Annotated in this window: 13 protein-coding genes and 1 pseudogene; 6 read left to right on the plus strand and 8 right to left on the minus strand. The window is 69.0% G+C overall.

All coding sequences use genetic code 11. The annotated features are described in order from the left end of the window. The first annotated feature begins 137 nt into the window (after window positions 1-137). The gene (locus BJEO58_RS03955; protein ID WP_144573812.1) at window positions 138-2,036 is read left to right on the plus strand and encodes an HNH endonuclease signature motif containing protein; all 1,899 of its coding nucleotides are present in this window, start codon (window positions 138-140) and stop codon (window positions 2,034-2,036) included. A 295-nt stretch (window positions 2,037-2,331) separates the two neighbouring features. Continuing rightward, complete coding sequence (locus BJEO58_RS03960) at window positions 2,332-3,060, plus strand: enoyl-CoA hydratase/isomerase family protein (RefSeq protein WP_101587940.1); 729 nt, start codon at window positions 2,332-2,334, stop codon at window positions 3,058-3,060. Window positions 3,061-3,151: 91 nt separating this feature from the next. Here BJEO58_RS03960 and BJEO58_RS03965 read toward each other — a convergent pair whose 3' ends face one another. The 7 genes and pseudogenes from BJEO58_RS03965 to BJEO58_RS03995 all read right to left on the minus strand — a co-directional run bounded on the left by BJEO58_RS03965 (window position 3,152) and on the right by BJEO58_RS03995 (window position 11,125). Beyond that, the gene (locus BJEO58_RS03965) at window positions 3,152-5,710 is read right to left on the minus strand and encodes an FtsX-like permease family protein (protein ID WP_101587942.1); all 2,559 of its coding nucleotides are present in this window, start codon (window positions 5,708-5,710) and stop codon (window positions 3,152-3,154) included. A gap of 197 nt (window positions 5,711-5,907) precedes the next feature. Further along, window positions 5,908-6,699: pseudogene (locus BJEO58_RS03970) on the minus strand (ABC transporter ATP-binding protein); the annotation flags it as partial. A gap of 229 nt (window positions 6,700-6,928) precedes the next feature. Continuing rightward, window positions 6,929-7,903, minus strand: a complete 975-nt coding sequence (locus BJEO58_RS03975) for a response regulator transcription factor (RefSeq protein WP_101587944.1) — start codon at window positions 7,901-7,903, stop codon at window positions 6,929-6,931. Then, entirely contained in the window at window positions 7,896-9,485 is a 1,590-nt protein-coding gene (locus BJEO58_RS03980) for an ATP-binding protein (RefSeq protein WP_180951820.1), read from the minus strand. Before BJEO58_RS03980 ends, BJEO58_RS03975 begins: the two co-directional genes overlap by 8 nt. Before the next feature lie 41 nt (window positions 9,486-9,526). Further along, on the minus strand, window positions 9,527-9,697 hold the full coding sequence (locus tag BJEO58_RS14915; RefSeq protein ID WP_180951821.1) for a hypothetical protein: 171 nt from the start codon (window positions 9,695-9,697) through the stop codon (window positions 9,527-9,529). Beyond that, complete coding sequence (locus BJEO58_RS03985; protein ID WP_144573813.1) at window positions 9,694-10,779, minus strand: hypothetical protein; 1,086 nt, start codon at window positions 10,777-10,779, stop codon at window positions 9,694-9,696. The genes BJEO58_RS14915 and BJEO58_RS03985 overlap by 4 nt, the downstream gene beginning before the upstream one ends. A 1-nt stretch (window position 10,780) precedes the next feature. After that, window positions 10,781-11,125, minus strand: coding sequence for a PadR family transcriptional regulator (locus BJEO58_RS03995; RefSeq protein ID WP_101587951.1), 345 nt, complete (start codon window positions 11,123-11,125; stop codon window positions 10,781-10,783). Between the two features lie 155 nt (window positions 11,126-11,280). Here BJEO58_RS03995 and serA point away from each other — a divergent pair, with 155 nt between their 5' ends. Together serA and BJEO58_RS04005 are read left to right on the plus strand one after the other, a co-directional pair. Then, entirely contained in the window at window positions 11,281-12,870 is a 1,590-nt protein-coding gene (gene serA / locus BJEO58_RS04000; RefSeq protein WP_101587953.1) for a phosphoglycerate dehydrogenase, read from the plus strand. 89 nt (window positions 12,871-12,959) lie between these two features. Next, on the plus strand, window positions 12,960-14,420 hold the full coding sequence (locus BJEO58_RS04005) for an Nramp family divalent metal transporter (RefSeq protein ID WP_101588203.1): 1,461 nt from the start codon (window positions 12,960-12,962) through the stop codon (window positions 14,418-14,420). 90 nt (window positions 14,421-14,510) lie between these two features. On the opposite strand, the gene BJEO58_RS04010 is transcribed toward BJEO58_RS04005, so the two are convergent. Continuing rightward, window positions 14,511-15,392, minus strand: a complete 882-nt coding sequence (locus BJEO58_RS04010; protein ID WP_101587955.1) for an HpcH/HpaI aldolase/citrate lyase family protein — start codon at window positions 15,390-15,392, stop codon at window positions 14,511-14,513. A gap of 272 nt (window positions 15,393-15,664) precedes the next feature. Here BJEO58_RS04010 and BJEO58_RS04015 point away from each other — a divergent pair, with 272 nt between their 5' ends. Further along, on the plus strand, window positions 15,665-16,705 hold the full coding sequence (locus BJEO58_RS04015; protein WP_101587957.1) for a 3-isopropylmalate dehydrogenase: 1,041 nt from the start codon (window positions 15,665-15,667) through the stop codon (window positions 16,703-16,705). Window positions 16,706-16,969: 264 nt separating this feature from the next. Further along, on the plus strand, window positions 16,970-18,061 hold the full coding sequence (locus BJEO58_RS04020) for a branched-chain amino acid aminotransferase (RefSeq protein ID WP_101587958.1): 1,092 nt from the start codon (window positions 16,970-16,972) through the stop codon (window positions 18,059-18,061). Window positions 18,062-18,074: the final 13 nt, after the last annotated feature.

Here is an 18,074-nt window from a genome sequence, read left to right on the forward strand (position 1 = left end):
CTCCTGGAGCATGTCGACCGTGTGCTTCGCGGAGTTGTGTCCGTGCCTCCGAATAGTGTGTAGAACATCGATGGGCAATGGCGCCTGATCGATGTGACCGTCAGGTCACATGTTCGACACGAGAGGAGGTGTGGAACGTGACTGAGAGGACTGATTCGACGTCCACGGGCGATGCCGCCCCGGATCCGCCGGGTCATACGACACCGCAGTGGACTCCAGAAGACGTCCGTGCAGCGATCGTGCGGGTCGCTCGCGGTGAGTTCGGCGCGGTCGCTGCGTCTGGTGATCGGAGTCCCGCGTGTGCGGATGAGAGCGGTTCCGGGCGGCGATCGGCGGTGGTCGACGGTGAGGCAGTTCCATCGTTCGACCTGCTGGAGGACTGGGCCGCGAATTCTCGCGCCGCGGATCGGATGCGGGCGTCTGAAGTCGCTCGGCTGGGGGCCTTCGTCCTCGCACGTGTGCTTGCGCGTCCGGATGGGGGCGTGGAGCTGAGCGATTTCCTGGCGACGACGGCTGGGGGCGCTGCCGATGAAGAGGTCGGGTCATCGGACACGTCTGCTGTCGAGGTGGTCGAGGATGACCGCTTGTCGACTCGGGCGCGGGCGCTGCTCGATCCGGCTGATGCGATCCTCGTCGCGGCGAAGCTGAACACACGATTGGACTTCGCCCGCCGTGCGGCAGCACGCGCTGTCGTCGCGTTCATCGGACTGCACGGCCTGCTCGAGTCCGCGGCGTCCGGCCGAGTGCGGTTCGAACGGGTTGAACGGCTGCACGGTCGCATCGATGACGCTCTGCTCCCGGTTGTCGAGGTGCGGAAGCTGGACGGCTTCCTTGCGGACCTGAGTCCGCAGTTGTCCCTGGACCAGTTCGAGAAGCTCGCTCGCCGGCGGATCCGAGCGCTCACGCCGATACCGGCTGATCCTGAGGCTCCGCGAAAGCAGCGCTGCGTGCGATACGAGCGATTCGACGACGGCACGGCGCGCCTGGAGCTGCACGGTCCGATCCTCGTGGTGGAAGGACTGTATCAGCGCGTGCGAGCGATGGCTCGGTCGATACGTCGCAATCAGCTCGAGTCGTTGGAGTCGGACGCATTCGGGCGGGTTCTCGATTCGCGTCACGTCGAACGGGGCACGGTCGATGAACGGACCATCGCGCAGCTGATGTTCGATCTGCTGACTGCCTCGCGCCCGCACACGCAGGTGCGGGTGAAGAGTTCGCCATCGAACAGGGCCCCGGACGGTGCCGCCGAGGCTGCGGTCGCCGAGGACGCGGCTGCCGAGTCGGCGTCCGCAGAGTCGGCAGATGCCGCGTGGGCGACCGCAGAGGCGACGGATGACGAGGCGGCAGGTGCCGAGGCGGCATCTGCCGCTCCGGGCGGAGCAGGGCCGTCCTCGACGGAGGAGCTCATCGACGTGTTCTGCCCGACGGACGGGGACTGGCTGCGCAAGCAGGCGGCTGTCACCATCACGGTCCCGATCAGCACGGTTCTGTCGCTGGACGACAGCCCGGGCCTGGTCAACGGAGATGCTCCGCTCGCTGCAGAACAGTGCCGTGAAGCGGCCGCGCACGCGACCTCCTGGTTCCGGGTTCTGACGGACCCGGCGACCAGCATCGTCACCGATCACGTCGCGCACACGTACGAGCCCACCGCAGCGATGCGGCGCACAGTTCGCCAGAAGTGGAGGACCTGTACTGTCCCCGGGTGCAGTCAGCCGGCGCAGTGGTGCGAGATGGAGCACTGCTGTCGGTTCTCGAAGCTGAACCCTGCGACCGGTGGACTCACGGTCATGGAGAACCTCCACCCGATGTGCAAGCATCATCACGGCCTCAAGACGGAGGGCGTGATTCGGCTCGAGAAGCTCGGTCCGCATGAAGCATGCTGGGTCCTGCCCATGGGCGTGCGCGCAATGAGGACCGCGCCCCCGGTCGCGATCGGTGACCGAACTGCTGATCCCAGCACACTTCTCACGAGTGCGGTCGAGAAGGATGAGGCGGGGGAGGTGGATGAGCCTGGTGACGTTCCACCACCCTTCTGAGGGGGAGAAGTAGGGAGATCCTGACCGAGACGACGTGGACGGCAGGACGCTTCTGGAGCCCTCACCCGGCATGCTGCGACCTGCCGTGCTGCAACCTGCCGTGCTGCGACTTGCCGTGCTGCGCGATCTGACCACGATCAGACAGCACCCGCGGTGCGCCCCGTGCATGAGCGCGTCCGCAGGATGCGGTGCGAAGCGCACGAAGCTGTGCCAATGTGGTTGTGACCACGCACCGGGTGATTGTGCGCCCACACCCGACGTGATGGTGACCTCGAACTATCCGGAAGGACCCTCTGTGATCACCCAGACCCGCGAAGACCGCATCCTCACGATTGCGATCGACAATGAGCGGAAGGCGAACAGCCTCAATCCGGAGATGCTCACGCAGCTGATCGACGCGTTCCATGCCGCGTCCGTCGACGAGTCGCTGCGAGCAGTCCTCCTCACCTCCGCAGGGGATCGGGGATTCTCCGCCGGAATGGACACTGCCCAGTTCGAGCACGAAGACTCAGAACGGGCGTACGCGACGATCACCCGCCTGGGTGAGGTGTGTGACGCGGTGAAGAACTGCGACCTCCCCGTTGCCGCGGCCATCCACGGATACTGCATCGGAGGAGCGCTCGAGATCGCCGCGGCGGCGGACTACCGCGTCGCGGCCACGGACTCGTGGTACTCGATGCCGGAGGTTCGCATCGGCATCCCCTCCGTCCTCGACGCTGCGAACCTCTGGAGGATCATGGGATGGACGAAGGCGACGGAGCTCATCATGACCGCCAACAGATTCACCGCGCAGGACATGGACCGCTGCGGCTTCCTCAATGCGCTGGTCGAGTCGGCCGAGGTCCGTGCCACAGCGCTGAGCTACCTGCGCGACACGATGGAATCCGACCGTGCGGTCATCGCCCAGCAGAAGCGCCTCTTCCGCACCTGGCGCAATACCCACGAGCAGGTCGCCATCGCCGACAGCCGGAAGGAGTTCGCCCTCGCCTTCGCGCGGAAGGCGGAACGCACTCGCCGCAGCTGACGGGCGCGCTGGTGCGCCGCTGCGGATGGACGCAGTACTGCTGACGCAGCCTCGCCGGCCCGCGGGATGCGGGCCGGCGAGGCTGCTCGCGTCACTCCTCGCTCATGCCCTCCGCCGGCGCCACACGGGACATGGTTCGTGCCGGCAGAGCGGACGCGAGGACCGCAGCAGCGACCGCTGCGATCCCGATGAGTGCCAGAGGCAGAGGCGGCACGCTCAGGGTGGGCTCGATCGACTCCCCGGTGAGCGAGGCGGTGCCCACCCATCCGAAGAACGTCCCCAGTCCCACGCCCACGACCAGCGCTATGACCGTCATGAGCAGCGACTCGACCGTGATCATCCGACCCAGTGCACCTCGGCTGAACCCGAGTGCACGGAGCAGCGCGCCTTCCCTCCTCCGGTCGATGACCGACAGTGTGAGTGTGTTGCTCACACCGATGACGGCGATGACGACGGCTGCGGCGAGCAGCCCGAGGACGATGGTGATCGCGACCTGGAAGATGTCGGCGTACTGGGCGCGCATGAGCGACGGGTTCGCATCCGCCGTGACGTCCAGCGCCGACAGCTGCGAGGTCAGCGATTCGATCTGCGTGATCGTCGCGTCATCCGCGAGCCGCACCCACGTCTGCTCAGCCGCGTCGCCGCCGGCCGCGTCCGCGATCCGCGCAGCGTCCTCACCGCTCACCAGCGCCGTGCCGGCGGGGACGTTCCGCGACGGATCAACAGTGAACGTGAAGGTCTCACCACCCACGGCGACCGTGGTCTCGAGCCCCTCGTAGTCGGCCGTCGCACCCTCGGCCCCGAGCTCGCCCGGAGCCAGGCGGATCGTCCCCGGTCCGATGTCGAAGCCGTCGCTGCGGAGGACGGGATCATCTGCGGCCTGCGCACTCGCGACGGTGAGGTCGCCAGTCAGGTCGCCTGTCCAGGCACCCGTCCCCTCGGCGTCGGAATCCGCGCCCGAGGATCCGGCCGGCGCACCCGTGATCGTCGCCTCCGCGTGGGCCGCGGGGATGACGGAGCGTTCGTCGACGACAGTGGACTCGTCGAGCACTGCTGCGACCTCATCGCCGGACCCGTCCACCACCAGGTCGACCGGAGTGTCCTCCGCCGTCGACAGCTCGATCGTGCGCTGGAGACTCGCCGCGCCCACGAGCACGGCCGACACGAGTGTGATGCCGATCAGGAGGGCCGCAGTCGTCGACGAGGTGCGTCCGGGGGCGGAACTCGCGGATCGGCCCGCCAGCAGGATGGACGGCGACCGACCGGTGACGGCGGACAGTGCGCGACCCATGACACCGATGAGCGGTGGCACGAAGACGCGAGCCGCGACGAGCACGGCGATGAAGAGTGTGAAGCAGCCGGCGATGCCGACCACGACGGACTGGATGGACACGGCGAGGAGGCACAGCGCGAGGCCTCCCGCCCCCAGCAGTCCGCCGACGAGCATGCGGACCCATGGGAAGCGTGCCTGCGCGGGGCTGACATCGGCGGGCCGCAGCGCTTCGATCGGGGAGACGCCGCCGGCCTTGAACGCCGGGACCATTCCGGCGAGGACCGTGACAGTGATGCCGACGAGAGGGCCGACCAGCAGTGCTGCGGGTGTGGGGGCGATCTGGGCGAAATCAGGCATCCACATCGCGCGGACCAGTCCCGACAGGCCCCAGCCGATGAGCAGTCCCAGCACCACGCCGGCCGCAGCACCCACGACGCCCAGGACGAGCCCCTCGAGCAGGGTTGCTCCGCGCAGCTGCCGCGCCGTGGCTCCCACCGCTCGGTAGAGGGCGAGCACGCGGGAGCGGGAGGCGACGAGCACCTGGAAGGTGTTCGAGATGACGAGCGACGCAACGCCGACGGACAGCAGCCCGAAGGCGATCCCGATGGTCGCGAGCATGTTCGTCGATCCGGACAGGTCCTGGATCTGCTGCTCGACGACCTCCTCGACGGTGGACACCGCGACCGGCGCGGCGCCGGTTGCGTCGTGAATCGTTGTGGACAGCGCAGCCGGATCCGCGCCGTCGGCGGCGCTCACGCGGATCGCCGTCGGGACGGCCTCCGTCGGAGCGGCCTCGAGGCCGTTATCGGTGAGGTGCAGGGTCAGCTGAAGGGACGCGGATCCCGGCAGCAGACCGGAGACCGTGTACTCGGGCCCTTCCGTCCCCGCAGCGGCTGCATGCCCGTCGAGCGTCACGGTGTCGCCCACCGCCACGCCGAGAGCCTCCGCGTCTGCTTCGGTCAGAGAGAGCTCGTCGGCGGCTTCCGGCAGCGCCCCGGCGACGGGGTCGTCGTTGTTCGTCGGCAGCCCGGTGACGGAGGCGGAGACGCTCGAGGCACCCGCGCTCGCCATGAGGAAGCCGGTCTCTTCGAGGTGAGCCGTCTCGACGCCGTCGACCGCGGCGACGTCATCGAGGAGATCGTCGGTGAGGACTTCGGCCGGCTCAGCGGCATCTGCCGGATCCTCGGGATCGTCGACGAGGACTGCGACATCCGCCCCGGCCCAGGAGGATCTGACCTGGTTGGCGAGCGTGTCGCCGAAGCCCTGTGCGAAGAGCAGCGCGGCGACCATGAACGCGACGGACACCGCGACCGCGATTCCTGCGGCGACGAGCCTGCCGGATGCGCTGCGGAGGTTCGACAGTGCGATGCGGATCATCGTGCACCACCGGTCTGTGCACCACCGGTCTGTGCAGTGCTGGTGTGTGCAGCGCTCGCGTGTGCACCACCGGTCTGTGCAGTGCTGGTGTGTGCAGCGCTCGCGTGTGCAGTGCCGTCGTGTGCAGTGCTGGTGTGTGCGGCCGCAGCGTGTGCGCCGGTCGGTCCGACCGGACCCGTGCGATCGGTGACGTGGGCGAGTGCGGTGGCGACTGCCTCGGCGGTGGGGGACCGGAGCTCGCCGGCCAGCCGGCCGTCGGCCAGCATGACGACACGGTCAGCCCGCGCGGCGGCCTGCGGGTCGTGGGTGACCATGACGACGGTCTGGCCGAACTCGTCGACCGAGGCCCGGAGCAGCCCCAGCACCTCCGCACCGCTCGCGGAGTCGAGGTTTCCGGTCGGCTCGTCGGCGACGATGACCTCGGGGCTGGTGACCAGTGCACGAGCGACGGCGACGCGCTGCTGCTGGCCGCCGGACAGCTCGTGCGGACGGTGCCGCAGTCGGTCCGCGAGGCCCAGGAGGTCGACGATACGGCGGAAGAACTGACGGTCTGTCTTCCGCCCGGCCAGCTGAGAGGGCAGGAGGATGTTCTCCTCCGCGGTCATCGCGGGCACCAGATTGAAGGCCTGGAAGACGAACCCGATCCGGTCGCGGCGCAGGGCCGTGAGCTGGGAGTCCTTCAGGCCGGCGATCGGCGTGCCGGCCAGGACGACATCGCCGGAATCGGGGACATCGAGTCCGGCGAGCATGTTCAGCAGAGTGGACTTGCCGGAGCCGGAGGGCCCCATGATCGCGGTGAAGCTGCCGGCGGCGATGTCGAGCGTGAGGCCGTCCAGCGGACGGACGCGTGCATCGCCGTCGCCGTACGTCTTCACGAGGCGGATCGCGCGGATGGCGGGCTCGGCGGCGGGCGCGGAGCCGGGGGCTTCGGCTGCGACGGCTGCTGCGCGGGTCGATGTTCCTGCAGGCGGCTGCTGTGGTGTGTGCATGTCTCCAGCCTCGTCGCCGGTGAAGGCCAGCACATCGGACTGCAGGATGGTCCTGGATGTGGCGTGCAGCACGACTCGGGATGACGGTGCACGATCCGTGTCATACCGGAGTACTACTGGGCGTGGGAGAGGCGCCGCTGGTGCCGAAGTGCTGGGACTGGAGTGCTGCCGGGGCTGGAGCGCCGCTGGTGCTGACGCTCCGCTGGGGCTCACGCGAGGCCAGCGCGACCTACTGCAGAGAGGTGGGTTCCTGTCCGGGCGTGACGATCCCCGCGTCATAGGCGAAGACGACGGCCTGGACGCGGTCCCTGGCCCCCAGCTTCATGAGGATGCGCCCCACATGGGTCTTCACGGTGGGCTCCGCGAGGACCAGGGCCTGGACGATCTCGGCGTTGCTCATGCCCCTGCCCACGAGCCCGAGCACCTCGCGCTCGCGCGGAGTGAGAGACGCGAGCATCCGGGTCCGTTCAGGGTCGAGCGCGGGTGCGGCCGGGGGCCGCAGGGCGTGCGTGGGTGGAGTCTCGTGAGTGTGAGGGGTGCTGGCGGGATCGACGCTGGTGGGAGAGTTGCTGGTGGATCCTTGGTCGGTGGCAGTCGTGCCGGTGTCAGCCCTGATGTCGAGGGTCTCGCGGCCGAGACCGCGAGCGTGGTCAGCCTGTGCTGCTCGTGACCCCAGGTGGACATCGAGCAGTCGGCGGGTCGTCGTCGGCGCGATCACTGCGCCGCCGTTGACGACCGTACGGATCGAATCCAGCAGGATCTCCGGCAGGACGTCCTTGAGCAGAAAACCGGATGCCCCGCTGCGCAGAGCCGCGAGCGCGTACTCGTCCTCGTCGAACGTGGTGAGGACGATGATCCGCGGGGTGCGGATCGCTCCCTCATCGGCGAGCGCGAGGATCCTGCCCGCCGCCTGGATGCCGTCGAGCCGCGGCATGCGCACGTCCATGAGCACGACGTCCGGCTGGACGCGGGCGACGAGCGCCACCGCCTCCTCCCCGTCCCCGGCCTGCCCCACGACCTCGAGGTCACTCTGCGAGTCGATCACCATCGAGAACCCCGCACGCACGAGCGCCTGGTCGTCGACGAGCACGACGCGGATGGGGGAGGGGGAGTCCTCGGGGTGAGCCGTGTCCGCTGGAAGCGCTGTGTCTGTGCCCGCTGGAAGCGCTGTGTCTTCCGCCGAGGGGTACTCCGGGTCAGCCATGGTGCGTGCTCCTCGGCGTGCGCGCCGCAGCAGGGGGGTCTTCAGCAGCCACTCCAGCGCTCGTCTCTCCGTTCATCCTTCCGCTCGTCACCCCAGCAGTCGTCGGCTGTGCGCTCGCCTGTGCAGGCGGCACCTCGGTCGCCGAGGACGCGGAGACCGCCGGTGCTGTCTGCGCTGCTGGGGAACCTGCGGCTGGGGAACCTGCAGCTGGGGGATGTTCGGCTGAGGAACCTGCTGCTGGGCGATGTGCGGCTGGGGGACCCGTGGAGGGGAATCGGGCGGTCACCGTGAACCCACGTTCGCCGCCGCGACGAGGCCCCGCCTCGAGCGACCCGCCGTACAGGGTCGCGCGCTCGCGCATCCCGACGATGCCACTGCCGGCGCCCTCCGAGCCTGCGGCGCTCGACCTGGAGCCCTCCGACCCAAAGGCACCCTGTCCCCTCAGCGTGCGGTCACCGTGCGATCGGGCGGGGCCGCCGTCGTCGCTGATGCGGACGGTGAGACTCTGGTCCGTCGTCGAGAGCGACACGTGTGCCCGAGCTCCTGAACCCGCGTGCTTGAGGACGTTCGTGAGTGCCTCCTGCACGATCCGGTAGACCGCGAGCCCGGCTCCCTCCGACAGACGGCCCGCCTCCTCGGGAGCGTCGAAGCCCTCGATGCGCACCGCGAGCCCTGCCGCTCGGAGGTCGCCGACCAGAGAGGGGACCGACGCGAGTCCCGGCATCGGAGAGGTCGTCTCATCTGCGAGCGCATCCGTGCGGAGGACGCCCAGCAGATTGCGCGTCTGGGCGAGTGCGTCCCGTCCGGTCGCAGCGATCGTCGTGAGCGCGTCCTCGGCGGCGGCCGGATTGTTCTTCGCCGCGTAGCGGCCCCCGTCCGCCTGCGCGATGACGACCGACAGCGAATGGGCGATGATGTCGTGCATCTCCCGCGCGATCCGCATGCGCTCGGCGTCCGCGGCCAGCCGCGACTCCGATTCCCGCTCCTTCTCCAGGAGGCGGTTGCGCTCGCGGATGTCCTCGACAGCGGTGCGCCTGCGGTGCGCGAGGATCCCCAGCAGCCACGCGGAGAGCACGATCGCCGCGCACAGGATCATCAGCCCGCCCGTCGCGGAATATGCAGTCGCGTCGAGCGGCTGACCGCCGGGGCCCATGGTGTCCTGCAGAGCGGTCATATACGCCCAGACCCCCAGCGCGACGGACCCGGTCAGACCCAGCCCGAGCACGATCCGCGAGTCCGTCCGCGATCCCCATTTGGCAGTGGAGAAGACCGTGAGAGGTACGGCTATGACCGCCATGGACGGACCAGCCCCGGTCAGCAGGGAGAGCACGCAGCCGCCGGCGATGAGGACCGAGCTCACGAGGGGGCGCAGACGGCGCAGCGCGAGCGGCACCGTCATGAGCAGGACGATGGCGACGTGGACCCACTGCGGCGTGGTGCTCGTCGTGTCGACCCACACACGGCTCAGGATCGAGTTCACACTGGCCCAGGCCACCGGTGCCGCCCACAGCAGGCCGTCGGTGATCCACGGATGAGCGCTGAGGACCGCCCGGACGCGTGACGCAGCTGAGGAGAGGGGCATGCGTGCCACGCTAGCGGCGGGCGACCGTCCCAGCATCGTCCTCAAGGATGATTCTCGGTGAGGGCCGGCGCGTCCGCGTACGACGTGGTGACGTTCTCCGTCGTCGCGTGTGCCGCCATCGCGTTCGCGGTCGTCATACTCGCCGTGGTCACGATCGGCTTCGTCCCGCTGGCCGTGGTCACGATTGCCGAGGTCGCGATCGGCTTCGTCACGATCGGCTCTGTGCGGCGAGGTGGGTGCGATAGGCGCGGACCGTGCTCACCTGGTCCCAGATCGTGATCGCCCAGATGAGGGGGATCGCCCAGACGGCCACGGGCAGGGCGCTCGCCGTGGCGATCGCCGGGTGGAGGACATCCTGGGTGAGGATCGCGACCGTGAGGAATACCGCCATGACGAGGTCGGTGATCATGTCCAGGGCGACCGGACCCGTGCTCAGGCGCCTGCGACGGATCCTCCACACCGCCCCGACCGCCGTGAGTGCGAGCAGCACCCAGTACCCGACGAACCAGAAGACGCCCAGATCCGGGTTGATGAACGTCTCCCCGTCATTGAGGTGGCCGACGTAGACGGCCGTCGTGGGCACGAACGGCACGAGTGCCAGCAGCACGAGGAAGACCAGTGAGACGATCGCGTCCGCGCGGACGGATGTGCCGCCGGGCGGAACCTCGTCGAGGTCGGCCACCGTCCACCGGGGACGACGCGCGGCGCCGGCACGCAGCGTCTCACCGACCCGGTCGGCGGCATCACCCGAGCTCGCCTGCGTGCCCATGGGCGTGGCTCGCTCGATGATCGCGAAGAGGATGGTCACCGCCGCGAAGGCGATGAAGACCACGGGGACGGACTTGCCGATCGCGGTGCCGAGCAGCCCGCCGATGTGCGCGTCCGCAGTGGTGAGAGTGTAGGCGAGCCCGTTCGAGACCAGCGCCACGACGAGGGCCACCGGCAGCACCCAGGTGAGCAGCCACCTGTACACGGGGAAGTACTGCGGGCCGATGAGGTGCTGCGGTGAGTCCGAGTACTCCCGCGCCAGCACCGCCGGATCGCCCAGCTCCTCGAGCACGGCGACCTCGACCTCGGCAGCGGCAGCGGAATCTGCATCGGAGGCGGCATCAGCCCCGCCATCGGTCGCGACCTCGACCTCGGCAGCGGCTTCGGTGGCTGCCGCGACCTCGTCGTGCCGGGCCTCGGCCATGTCCGCGATCATCGCGGTGACGTCCGCTGTGACCTCGGGCCGCATGGCCTCCGGGACGCGGCGGACGACCGCGTGCACGTATCTGTCGGTGAGCGTGCGCATGTCAGATGTCCTTCCAGAGCGCTGTGAGACTCGCGGTGAGTGCGAGCCATTCGGTGCGGAGGTCGTCGGCGATCCGGGCGCCTGCGTCCGTGAGCGTGTAGTACTTCCGCGGACGCGGTTCGTCGGTGTTCCATTCGGCGGTGAGCAGCCCCTGCTTGTCGAGCCTGCGCAGGAGCGGATAGAGGGTGTTGGCCTCGACCTGGACCCCCGCCTCAGCGAGCGTGTCCAGCAGCGAATAGCCGTACTGGGGCTCCCTGCACGCGGTGAGGCACGCAAGGACCACAGTGCCGCGCCGCACCTCCTGGAGATGCAGGGCGAGAGGGTCGGGGGAATCGGCTGGAACCATGGCATGCACGATACTGTGTGGCGCACACTATGACAAGAGGCGATGTATCGTGCGGCGGCCCGACACTGCTCACGATGTGAACCCGGCCGCGCACACCCCGGCCGCGGTCACTACAGTGGGCATGATCCGCGAAGACGCTCCCCAGGAGGAGAACTGTGCCCAAGCCCGTCGTGCTGCTTGCTGAGAACCTTTCACCGGCCACCGTCGAGGCCCTCGGCCCCGACTTCGATGTCCGCCAGGCCGACGGGACCGACCGCCCGGCACTGCTGACCGCCCTGGCAGACGCGGACGCCGTGCTCGTCCGCTCCGCCACCCACATGGACGCCGAAGCCATCGCCGCTGCGCCGCGCCTCAAGGTGATCGCCCGCGCCGGGGTGGGACTCGACAACGTCGATGTGCCCGCTGCGACGACTGCGGGAGTCATGGTCGTGAATGCGCCGACCTCGAACATCATCTCCGCCGCGGAGCTCACGATGACGCACCTGCTGGCCTCGGCCCGCTTCTTCGGCGCGGGCCACGCCTCCCTCAAGGAGGGTCGCTGGGAGCGCAAGCGCCTCACGGGCGTGGAGCTCTACGACAAGACTCTGGGGATCATCGGCCTGGGCCGGATCGGCGGGCTCGTCGCAGAGCGCGCCAAGTCGTTCGGCATGAACCTCATCGGATACGACCCCTACATCTCCGCATCGCGCGCAGCGCAGATGGGTGTGAAGGTCATGGAGCTCGACGAGCTCGTCGAGCAGGCGGACTTCCTCACCGTCCACATGCCGAAGACCCCGGAGACGGTCGGCATGATCGGTCGCGAGCAGCTCGCGAAGGCGAAGCAGGGCGTGCGCATCGTGAATGTGGCCCGCGGAGGGATCGTCGATGAGGAGGCACTCGCCGAGGCCGTGGCCTCCGGCCGCGTGGGCGGCGCCGGCATCGACGTCTGGTCCCAGGAGCCGCCCGAGCACTCGGAGCTCATGGAGCTCGACGCGGTGAACGTCACGCCGCACCTCGGCGCATCGACCGACGAGGCGCAGGAGAAGGCCGGAGTCGCCGTCGCGAAGTCCGTGCGCCTGGCGCTCGCCGGAGAGCTCGTCCCGGACGCTGTGAACGTGGCCGGCGGCAAGATCGACGAGGACGTCCGCCCCGGCATCCCGCTCACGGAGCGTCTGGGCCGGATCATCGCCGCACTCACGGAGACCGTCACCCACTTCAAGCTCGAGGTGAAGGGCGAGATCGCGTCGAAGGACGTGGGCGCACTGAAGCTCGCGGCACTCAAGGGACTCTTCAAGGACCGGGTGGACGTGCCCGTCTCCTACGTGAACGCCCCCGTGCTCGCGGACGAGCGGGGCGTGGACGTCTCGGTCGAGACCAGCGATGTCGCCGACGGGTTCCGCAACGTCATCACCCTGGTGGCGACGACCTCGGCAGGGGCGCAGGTGTCCGTGTCCGGCACGCTCACCGGGCCCAAGCAGGTGCAGAAGCTGGTCGAGGTGAACGGCTTCGAGCTGGAGATCTCGCTGACCGACCACCTGCTGATCTTCGAGTACGTGGACCGTCCGGGCGTCATCGGCGTCTTCGGCCAGGCACTGGGCCGCAACAACGTCAACATCGCCGGCATGCAGGTGTCGCGTGCGGGTGAGGGCGGCCGCGCGCTGTCCGTGCTCGCCGTCGATACCGCGGTCACGCCGGAGATCGTGCAGACGGTCGCCGCGGCGGCCGATGCGGAGCACGCCGCAGCCGTCAATCTGACAGAGGACTGACTGACGCAGAACCACCACGAGGAGCGGTCGGGATTCGCAGCCCGGCCGCTCTTCGTATGTCCGAGACCCTCTTCGGAAGGACGAGCACGATGGAGCAGAACAGCGGATCCGGCACGGGGCAGCCGACCAGGGCCGGGCAGTCGACCAGCACGGGGCAGTCGACCGGCACGGGGCAGTCGACCGGGGCGGGGCAGCCGACCGGCACGGGGCGGCCGACCGGCACGGGGCGGCCGACCGGGGTGCCGGGGGAGGGCAGCCCTGTTGCGCCACGCTCGTGGAAGGGGCACCTGAGGCTGCTCGGCCCGGGCGTCGTACTGGCGCTGGCCAGCGTCGGCGCGTCGGACATGGTGACGACGCTGAACTCGGGAGCCGAATACGGCCTCGCGCTCATCTGGGTGTTCACCTTGGGCCTGCTGCTGAAGTTCGGGCTGTCCGAGGCGGTCACCCGCCTCCAGCTGACGGCGGATCGGTCGCTCTTCTCGCACATCACAGACGTGGGCGGACGGCTGTTCCCCGTCATCCTGCTCGTCGCGGAACTGCTCGTGGGCGTGTTCTTCGGCGCGGGCGTCGCAGCGATCACCACGCTCATCGCCCAGACGCTGTTCCCCGGGCTGCCGTTCTGGCCGACACTCGCGGTGCTCGTCCTGTCCGCCGTCGTCCTCCTCTGGGTGGGCCGCTACGGCATCGTCGAGAAGGCGATGATGGGCTTCGCGATCCTCATGTTCCTGGGCATCGTGTCCCTGGCGATGAGTTCTGCCGGTGACGGCGCCGCCCAGGCGACCGCCGCCCAGACGATCATGCCGATCTATCCGCATACGTCGCTCATCACGGTGCTGTCGCTCGTCGGCGGAGTCGGGGGTGCGACGGGGGTCATGGCCTACACGTTCTTCGTCCAGGAGAAGCGCTGGAGCGGTCCGGCGTGGAAGAGCGTCGTGCGCGTCGACCTCGCGTTCAGCTACGTGCTCGTGGGGATCTTCGCGGTCTCGATGACCGTCGTGGGCGCATTCTGGCTCTACGGCCAGGGACACTCGATCGAGAGCAACGACGCAGTCTTCACGGTGGGCGAGCTCATCGGCGAGCGACTGGGAGGCTGGGCGTGGATCCTGTTCCTGCTGTCGTTCTTCGCCGTGACCTACACGAGCCTGCTGGGAGGATTCCAGGGCATCGCTTACGTGACCGGTGACTGCCTGCGCGTGATCCGCCGGTACCCGCACCAGGACGACCCCGCATACGCGATGTCGTCGGATGCCGTGGAGTTCAAAGCGGCCCTCATCTGGCTGACCGCCTGCACGCTGGGCGTGCTGACGGTGGAGCAGGTGCTGGGCTTCGACCGCCCGGTCACGCTGGTGCTGGTCTACGCGGCGATCAGCTCGTTCATCCTGCCGGTGCTCGCGATCGTGCTGCTCCTGCTGCTGAACCGCAGATCGGTCGTGCCGCAGCTGCGCAACGGGTGGCTGTCGAACACCGTGCTCACCGTGTGCCTCGTGCTCTTCACAGCGCTGGCCGGCGTCCAGATGGTGGAGACGATCTCCGGACTGATCGGAGCGTAGGGGGCGGGTGGCCGGCTGCACTCATTCGGGGACGTGCACCCGCTCAGACGTGCACACGCTCAGGATGAGGCGGCCCCGGAGTCCCGCGGATCAGGCGTTCCAGAGACCGTACGAGTCGGCCAGCTCCACGATCTTCTTCGCGCGTGCCAGGCGCGGCAGGTACGAGCCGTCGGTGATCTCGCCGCCGCTGCTCTGCGCGTCCTCCAGCAGCTCGCGCGCCCAGCGGCGCTCGTCCTCGGACGGTGCCAGCGCGTCGTTGATGACGGGCGCCGACTCCGGTGCGAGTGTGAGCTTGCCGGCCATGCCCATCTTGATGGTCCACGCGCAGTCCTCGCGCACGCGCTCCTTCGAGGCACCGGCCGGCGACGGCCCGTCGATGGCGCCCGGCAGGCCGCCCACCCGGGATGCGATGACGAGTCGCGACCGCACGTACGCGAGCGCCAGCGGGTCGTCGGACATGCCGGTGTCCTTGCGGAGGTCGTTCGTGCCCAGCGCCAGCCGGAACGTGCCGGGGGCGTTCGCGATCTGCGTCGCGTTCTCCACCCCGCTCGCGGTCTCGATGAGTGCCAGCACCGGCACGCCGGCCCCTGACTTCATCGCCGTCCACGTGACCTGCTCCGGCGCCTCCGTGTTCGGAAGCATGATGCCGCGCAGGCCGGCCAGCCCGTTGAGCGCCGCGAGGTCCTCCTCCCAGTGCCGGGTCCGCGTCCCGTTGATCCGCACCCACGCGGTCATCTGGGGTTCTCCGGTCGCAGAATCGCGGTCGGACAGGGCTTCGACGACGTGCGCGCGCGCCGCATCCTTCTGGTCCTCCGCGACGGCCGCCTCCATGTCGAAGATCACCGAGTCGGCCTCGGACCGCTGCCCCGGTTCGAACAGGTCTGGTTTGGCCGCGTTCACGAGCAGCCAGGTCCGGGACAGCTTGGCAGGGAGCGCCGCAGCACGAGCATTGCGAATGGGGGTTGTCGACATACCCCGAGCCTATCGCCGGACGGACCCCGCCGGGGATGGGCCGCGGCCGTCGGAATCGACCAGCCTGCAACAGTGGACCTGCGCAGTGGATCTGCGCAGAGGACCTGCACGGAGGATCTGCACAGTGGACCTGCACAGAGGTCCGGCACGAGTAGACCTGCACAGAGGTCCTGCACAGCGGGACCGGCCAGGCGTACACACGACTCACGACGCCGGTCTCAGTTCTCAAGATGACCAGTCGAATGGTGAGACCCGCGCGCTACTGTCCTCCCATGACAACGTTGAAGATCGCTGTGATGCCCGGTGACGGCATCGGCACGGAAGTCGTCCCCGAAGGCCTGAAGGTCCTCACCCGCGCGATCGAGGCCACCGGCTCGGATGCCGTCCTCGACACGGAGCAGTTCGAGGCCAGTGCCCGTCGTTGGCACGAGACGGGGGAGACCCTCACCGATGACGAGCTGGCGCGCCTGCAGGCGTTCGACGCCATCTTCTTCGGTGCCTGCGGCGATCCGTCGGTCCCGTCGGGCGTGCTGGAGCGCGGCATCATCCTCAAGATGCGCTTCGGCCTCGAGCACGCGGTGAACCTCCGCCCGTCGAAGCTGTACCCGGGCACCACCTCGCCGCTCGCGAACCCCGGCGACATCGACTTCGTGGTCGTCCGCGAAGGGACGGAGGGGTCCTACACCGGTCAGGGCGGGACGCTGCGCGAAGGCACCGCGAACGAACTGGCGACCGAGGTCTCGGTCAACACCCGCTACGGCGTCGAGCGCACAGTCCGCTTCGCATTCGAGCAGGCGCGCGCCCGTCGGAAGAAGCTGACCTACCTCCACAAGACCAACGTGATGGTCCACGCGGGTCACCTGTGGCGCCGCGTGGTCGAGGTGATCAGCGAGGAGTACCCCGACGTCGAGGTGGACTACCAGCACACCGACGCCGCCATGATCTACATGGTCGCGAACCCGTCGCAGTACGACGTCATCGTCACCGACAACCTGTTCGGCGACCTCGTGACGGATCTCGCCGCCGTCGTGACCGGCGGCATCGGGCTGGCCGCAAGCGGCAACATCAACGTCCAGGGCACGGCGCCCAGCCTCTTCGAGCCCATCCACGGCTCTGCGCCGGACATCGCGGGCCAGGGCAAGGCGGATCCGACCGCCTGCATCCTCTCCGGCGCCCTCATGGCGGAGCACCTGGGACTCACGGCGGTCGCTGAGGCCATCCAGACCGCCGTCGAGGCCGACCTCGCGGACCGCGGGACCGCACCTCGGGCCACCTCCGAGGTCGGGGACGCCATCGCGGCGCGCCTCGCCTGACCGGCAGGTCGGGACTGTGCTCGTCCGAGCCTGACACCGGCAGGAACCGCGCAGTCCCGTCCTGACCGACCGGCTGGCCCGCTGGCTGGCCTCGCTGGCATGAACCGAGCGCCCACCGGTACGATCCGCCGGCGGGTCTGCCGGAACGTCGAACCCCCTTCCCGGCACTCCGACGTCAGGTGCACCATCGGGTGGGGGCATTCGTCCTCCCTGCGTTAGAGTGACCGCAGACACAACCGAATCCTCACCAGAGAGAAGTACGCAATGACGACGTTCGCACTCCAGAAGAATCCGCAGCCGCAGAGTGAGACTGTGCGAAACGCGATTCTGGGTGCCCCCGTGTTCGGGACGCAGTTCACGGACCACATGGCCCACATCCGGTTCACCGAAGAGCAGGGGTGGCACAACCACGAGGTGGTTCCCTACGGTCCTCTCTCCCTGGACCCCGCGGCCGCAGTCCTGCACTATGCGCAGGAGATCTTCGAGGGGCTCAAGGCCTACCGCCACGCCGACGGGTCCGTCTGGACGTTCCGCCCGGACCGCAACGCAGACCGCATGAACGCCTCCGCCGCCCGGATGGCGCTGCCGGAGATGGACGGCAGCGACTTCATCGACTCGCTGCGTGCGCTGGTCGAGCAGGACGTGGCGTGGGTGCCCGCACCGAAGGACGACGCAGACGAGGTGAGCCTCTACCTGCGCCCCTTCATGATCTCTGCGGAGCGCTTCCTGGGGCTGCGCCCCACGCAGCAGGCCGACTACTACGTCATCGCCTCTCCAGCGGCCGCGTACTTCTCCGGCGGCATCAAGCCGGTGAGCATCTGGCTGTCGCAGAACCTCAAGCGCTCGGGCGCCGGAGGGACCGGCTTCGCGAAGACCGGCGGCAACTACGCGGCGTCCACGGCGGCGATGATCGAGGCGAACTCGAAGGGCTGTCAGCAGGTCATGTTCACGGACGCCGTGGACGGCACTCACCTCGAAGAGCTGGGCGGCATGAACCTCATGCTGATCACGGCGGACGGGAAGCTGCTCACTCCGCCGGTCTCGCAGACGATCCTGGACGGAGTCACGCGCAGGTCGGTCCTGGAGCTCGCCCCCCGCCTGGGGCTGACCCCGGAGGAGCGCCCCATCACGGTGGACGAATGGCGCACGGGCGCGGCGGACGGCACGATCGTGGAGGCATTCGCCTGTGGCACCGCCGCGGCGATCACGCCGATCGGGAAGCTCGTCAGCGACGACTGGAGCGTCGACCACGGGGAGACGCCCGGGGAGACGACCATGACGATGCGCAGGACGCTGCTGGACATCCAGTACGGCCGCGCCGAGGGGCCGGAAGGCTGGATGGTCAAGCTCGCCTGAGCGGCCGCACGCC

The sequence above is a fragment of the Brevibacterium jeotgali genome (assembly GCF_900169175.1).
Taxonomy (GTDB): domain Bacteria; phylum Actinomycetota; class Actinomycetes; order Actinomycetales; family Brevibacteriaceae; genus Brevibacterium; species Brevibacterium jeotgali.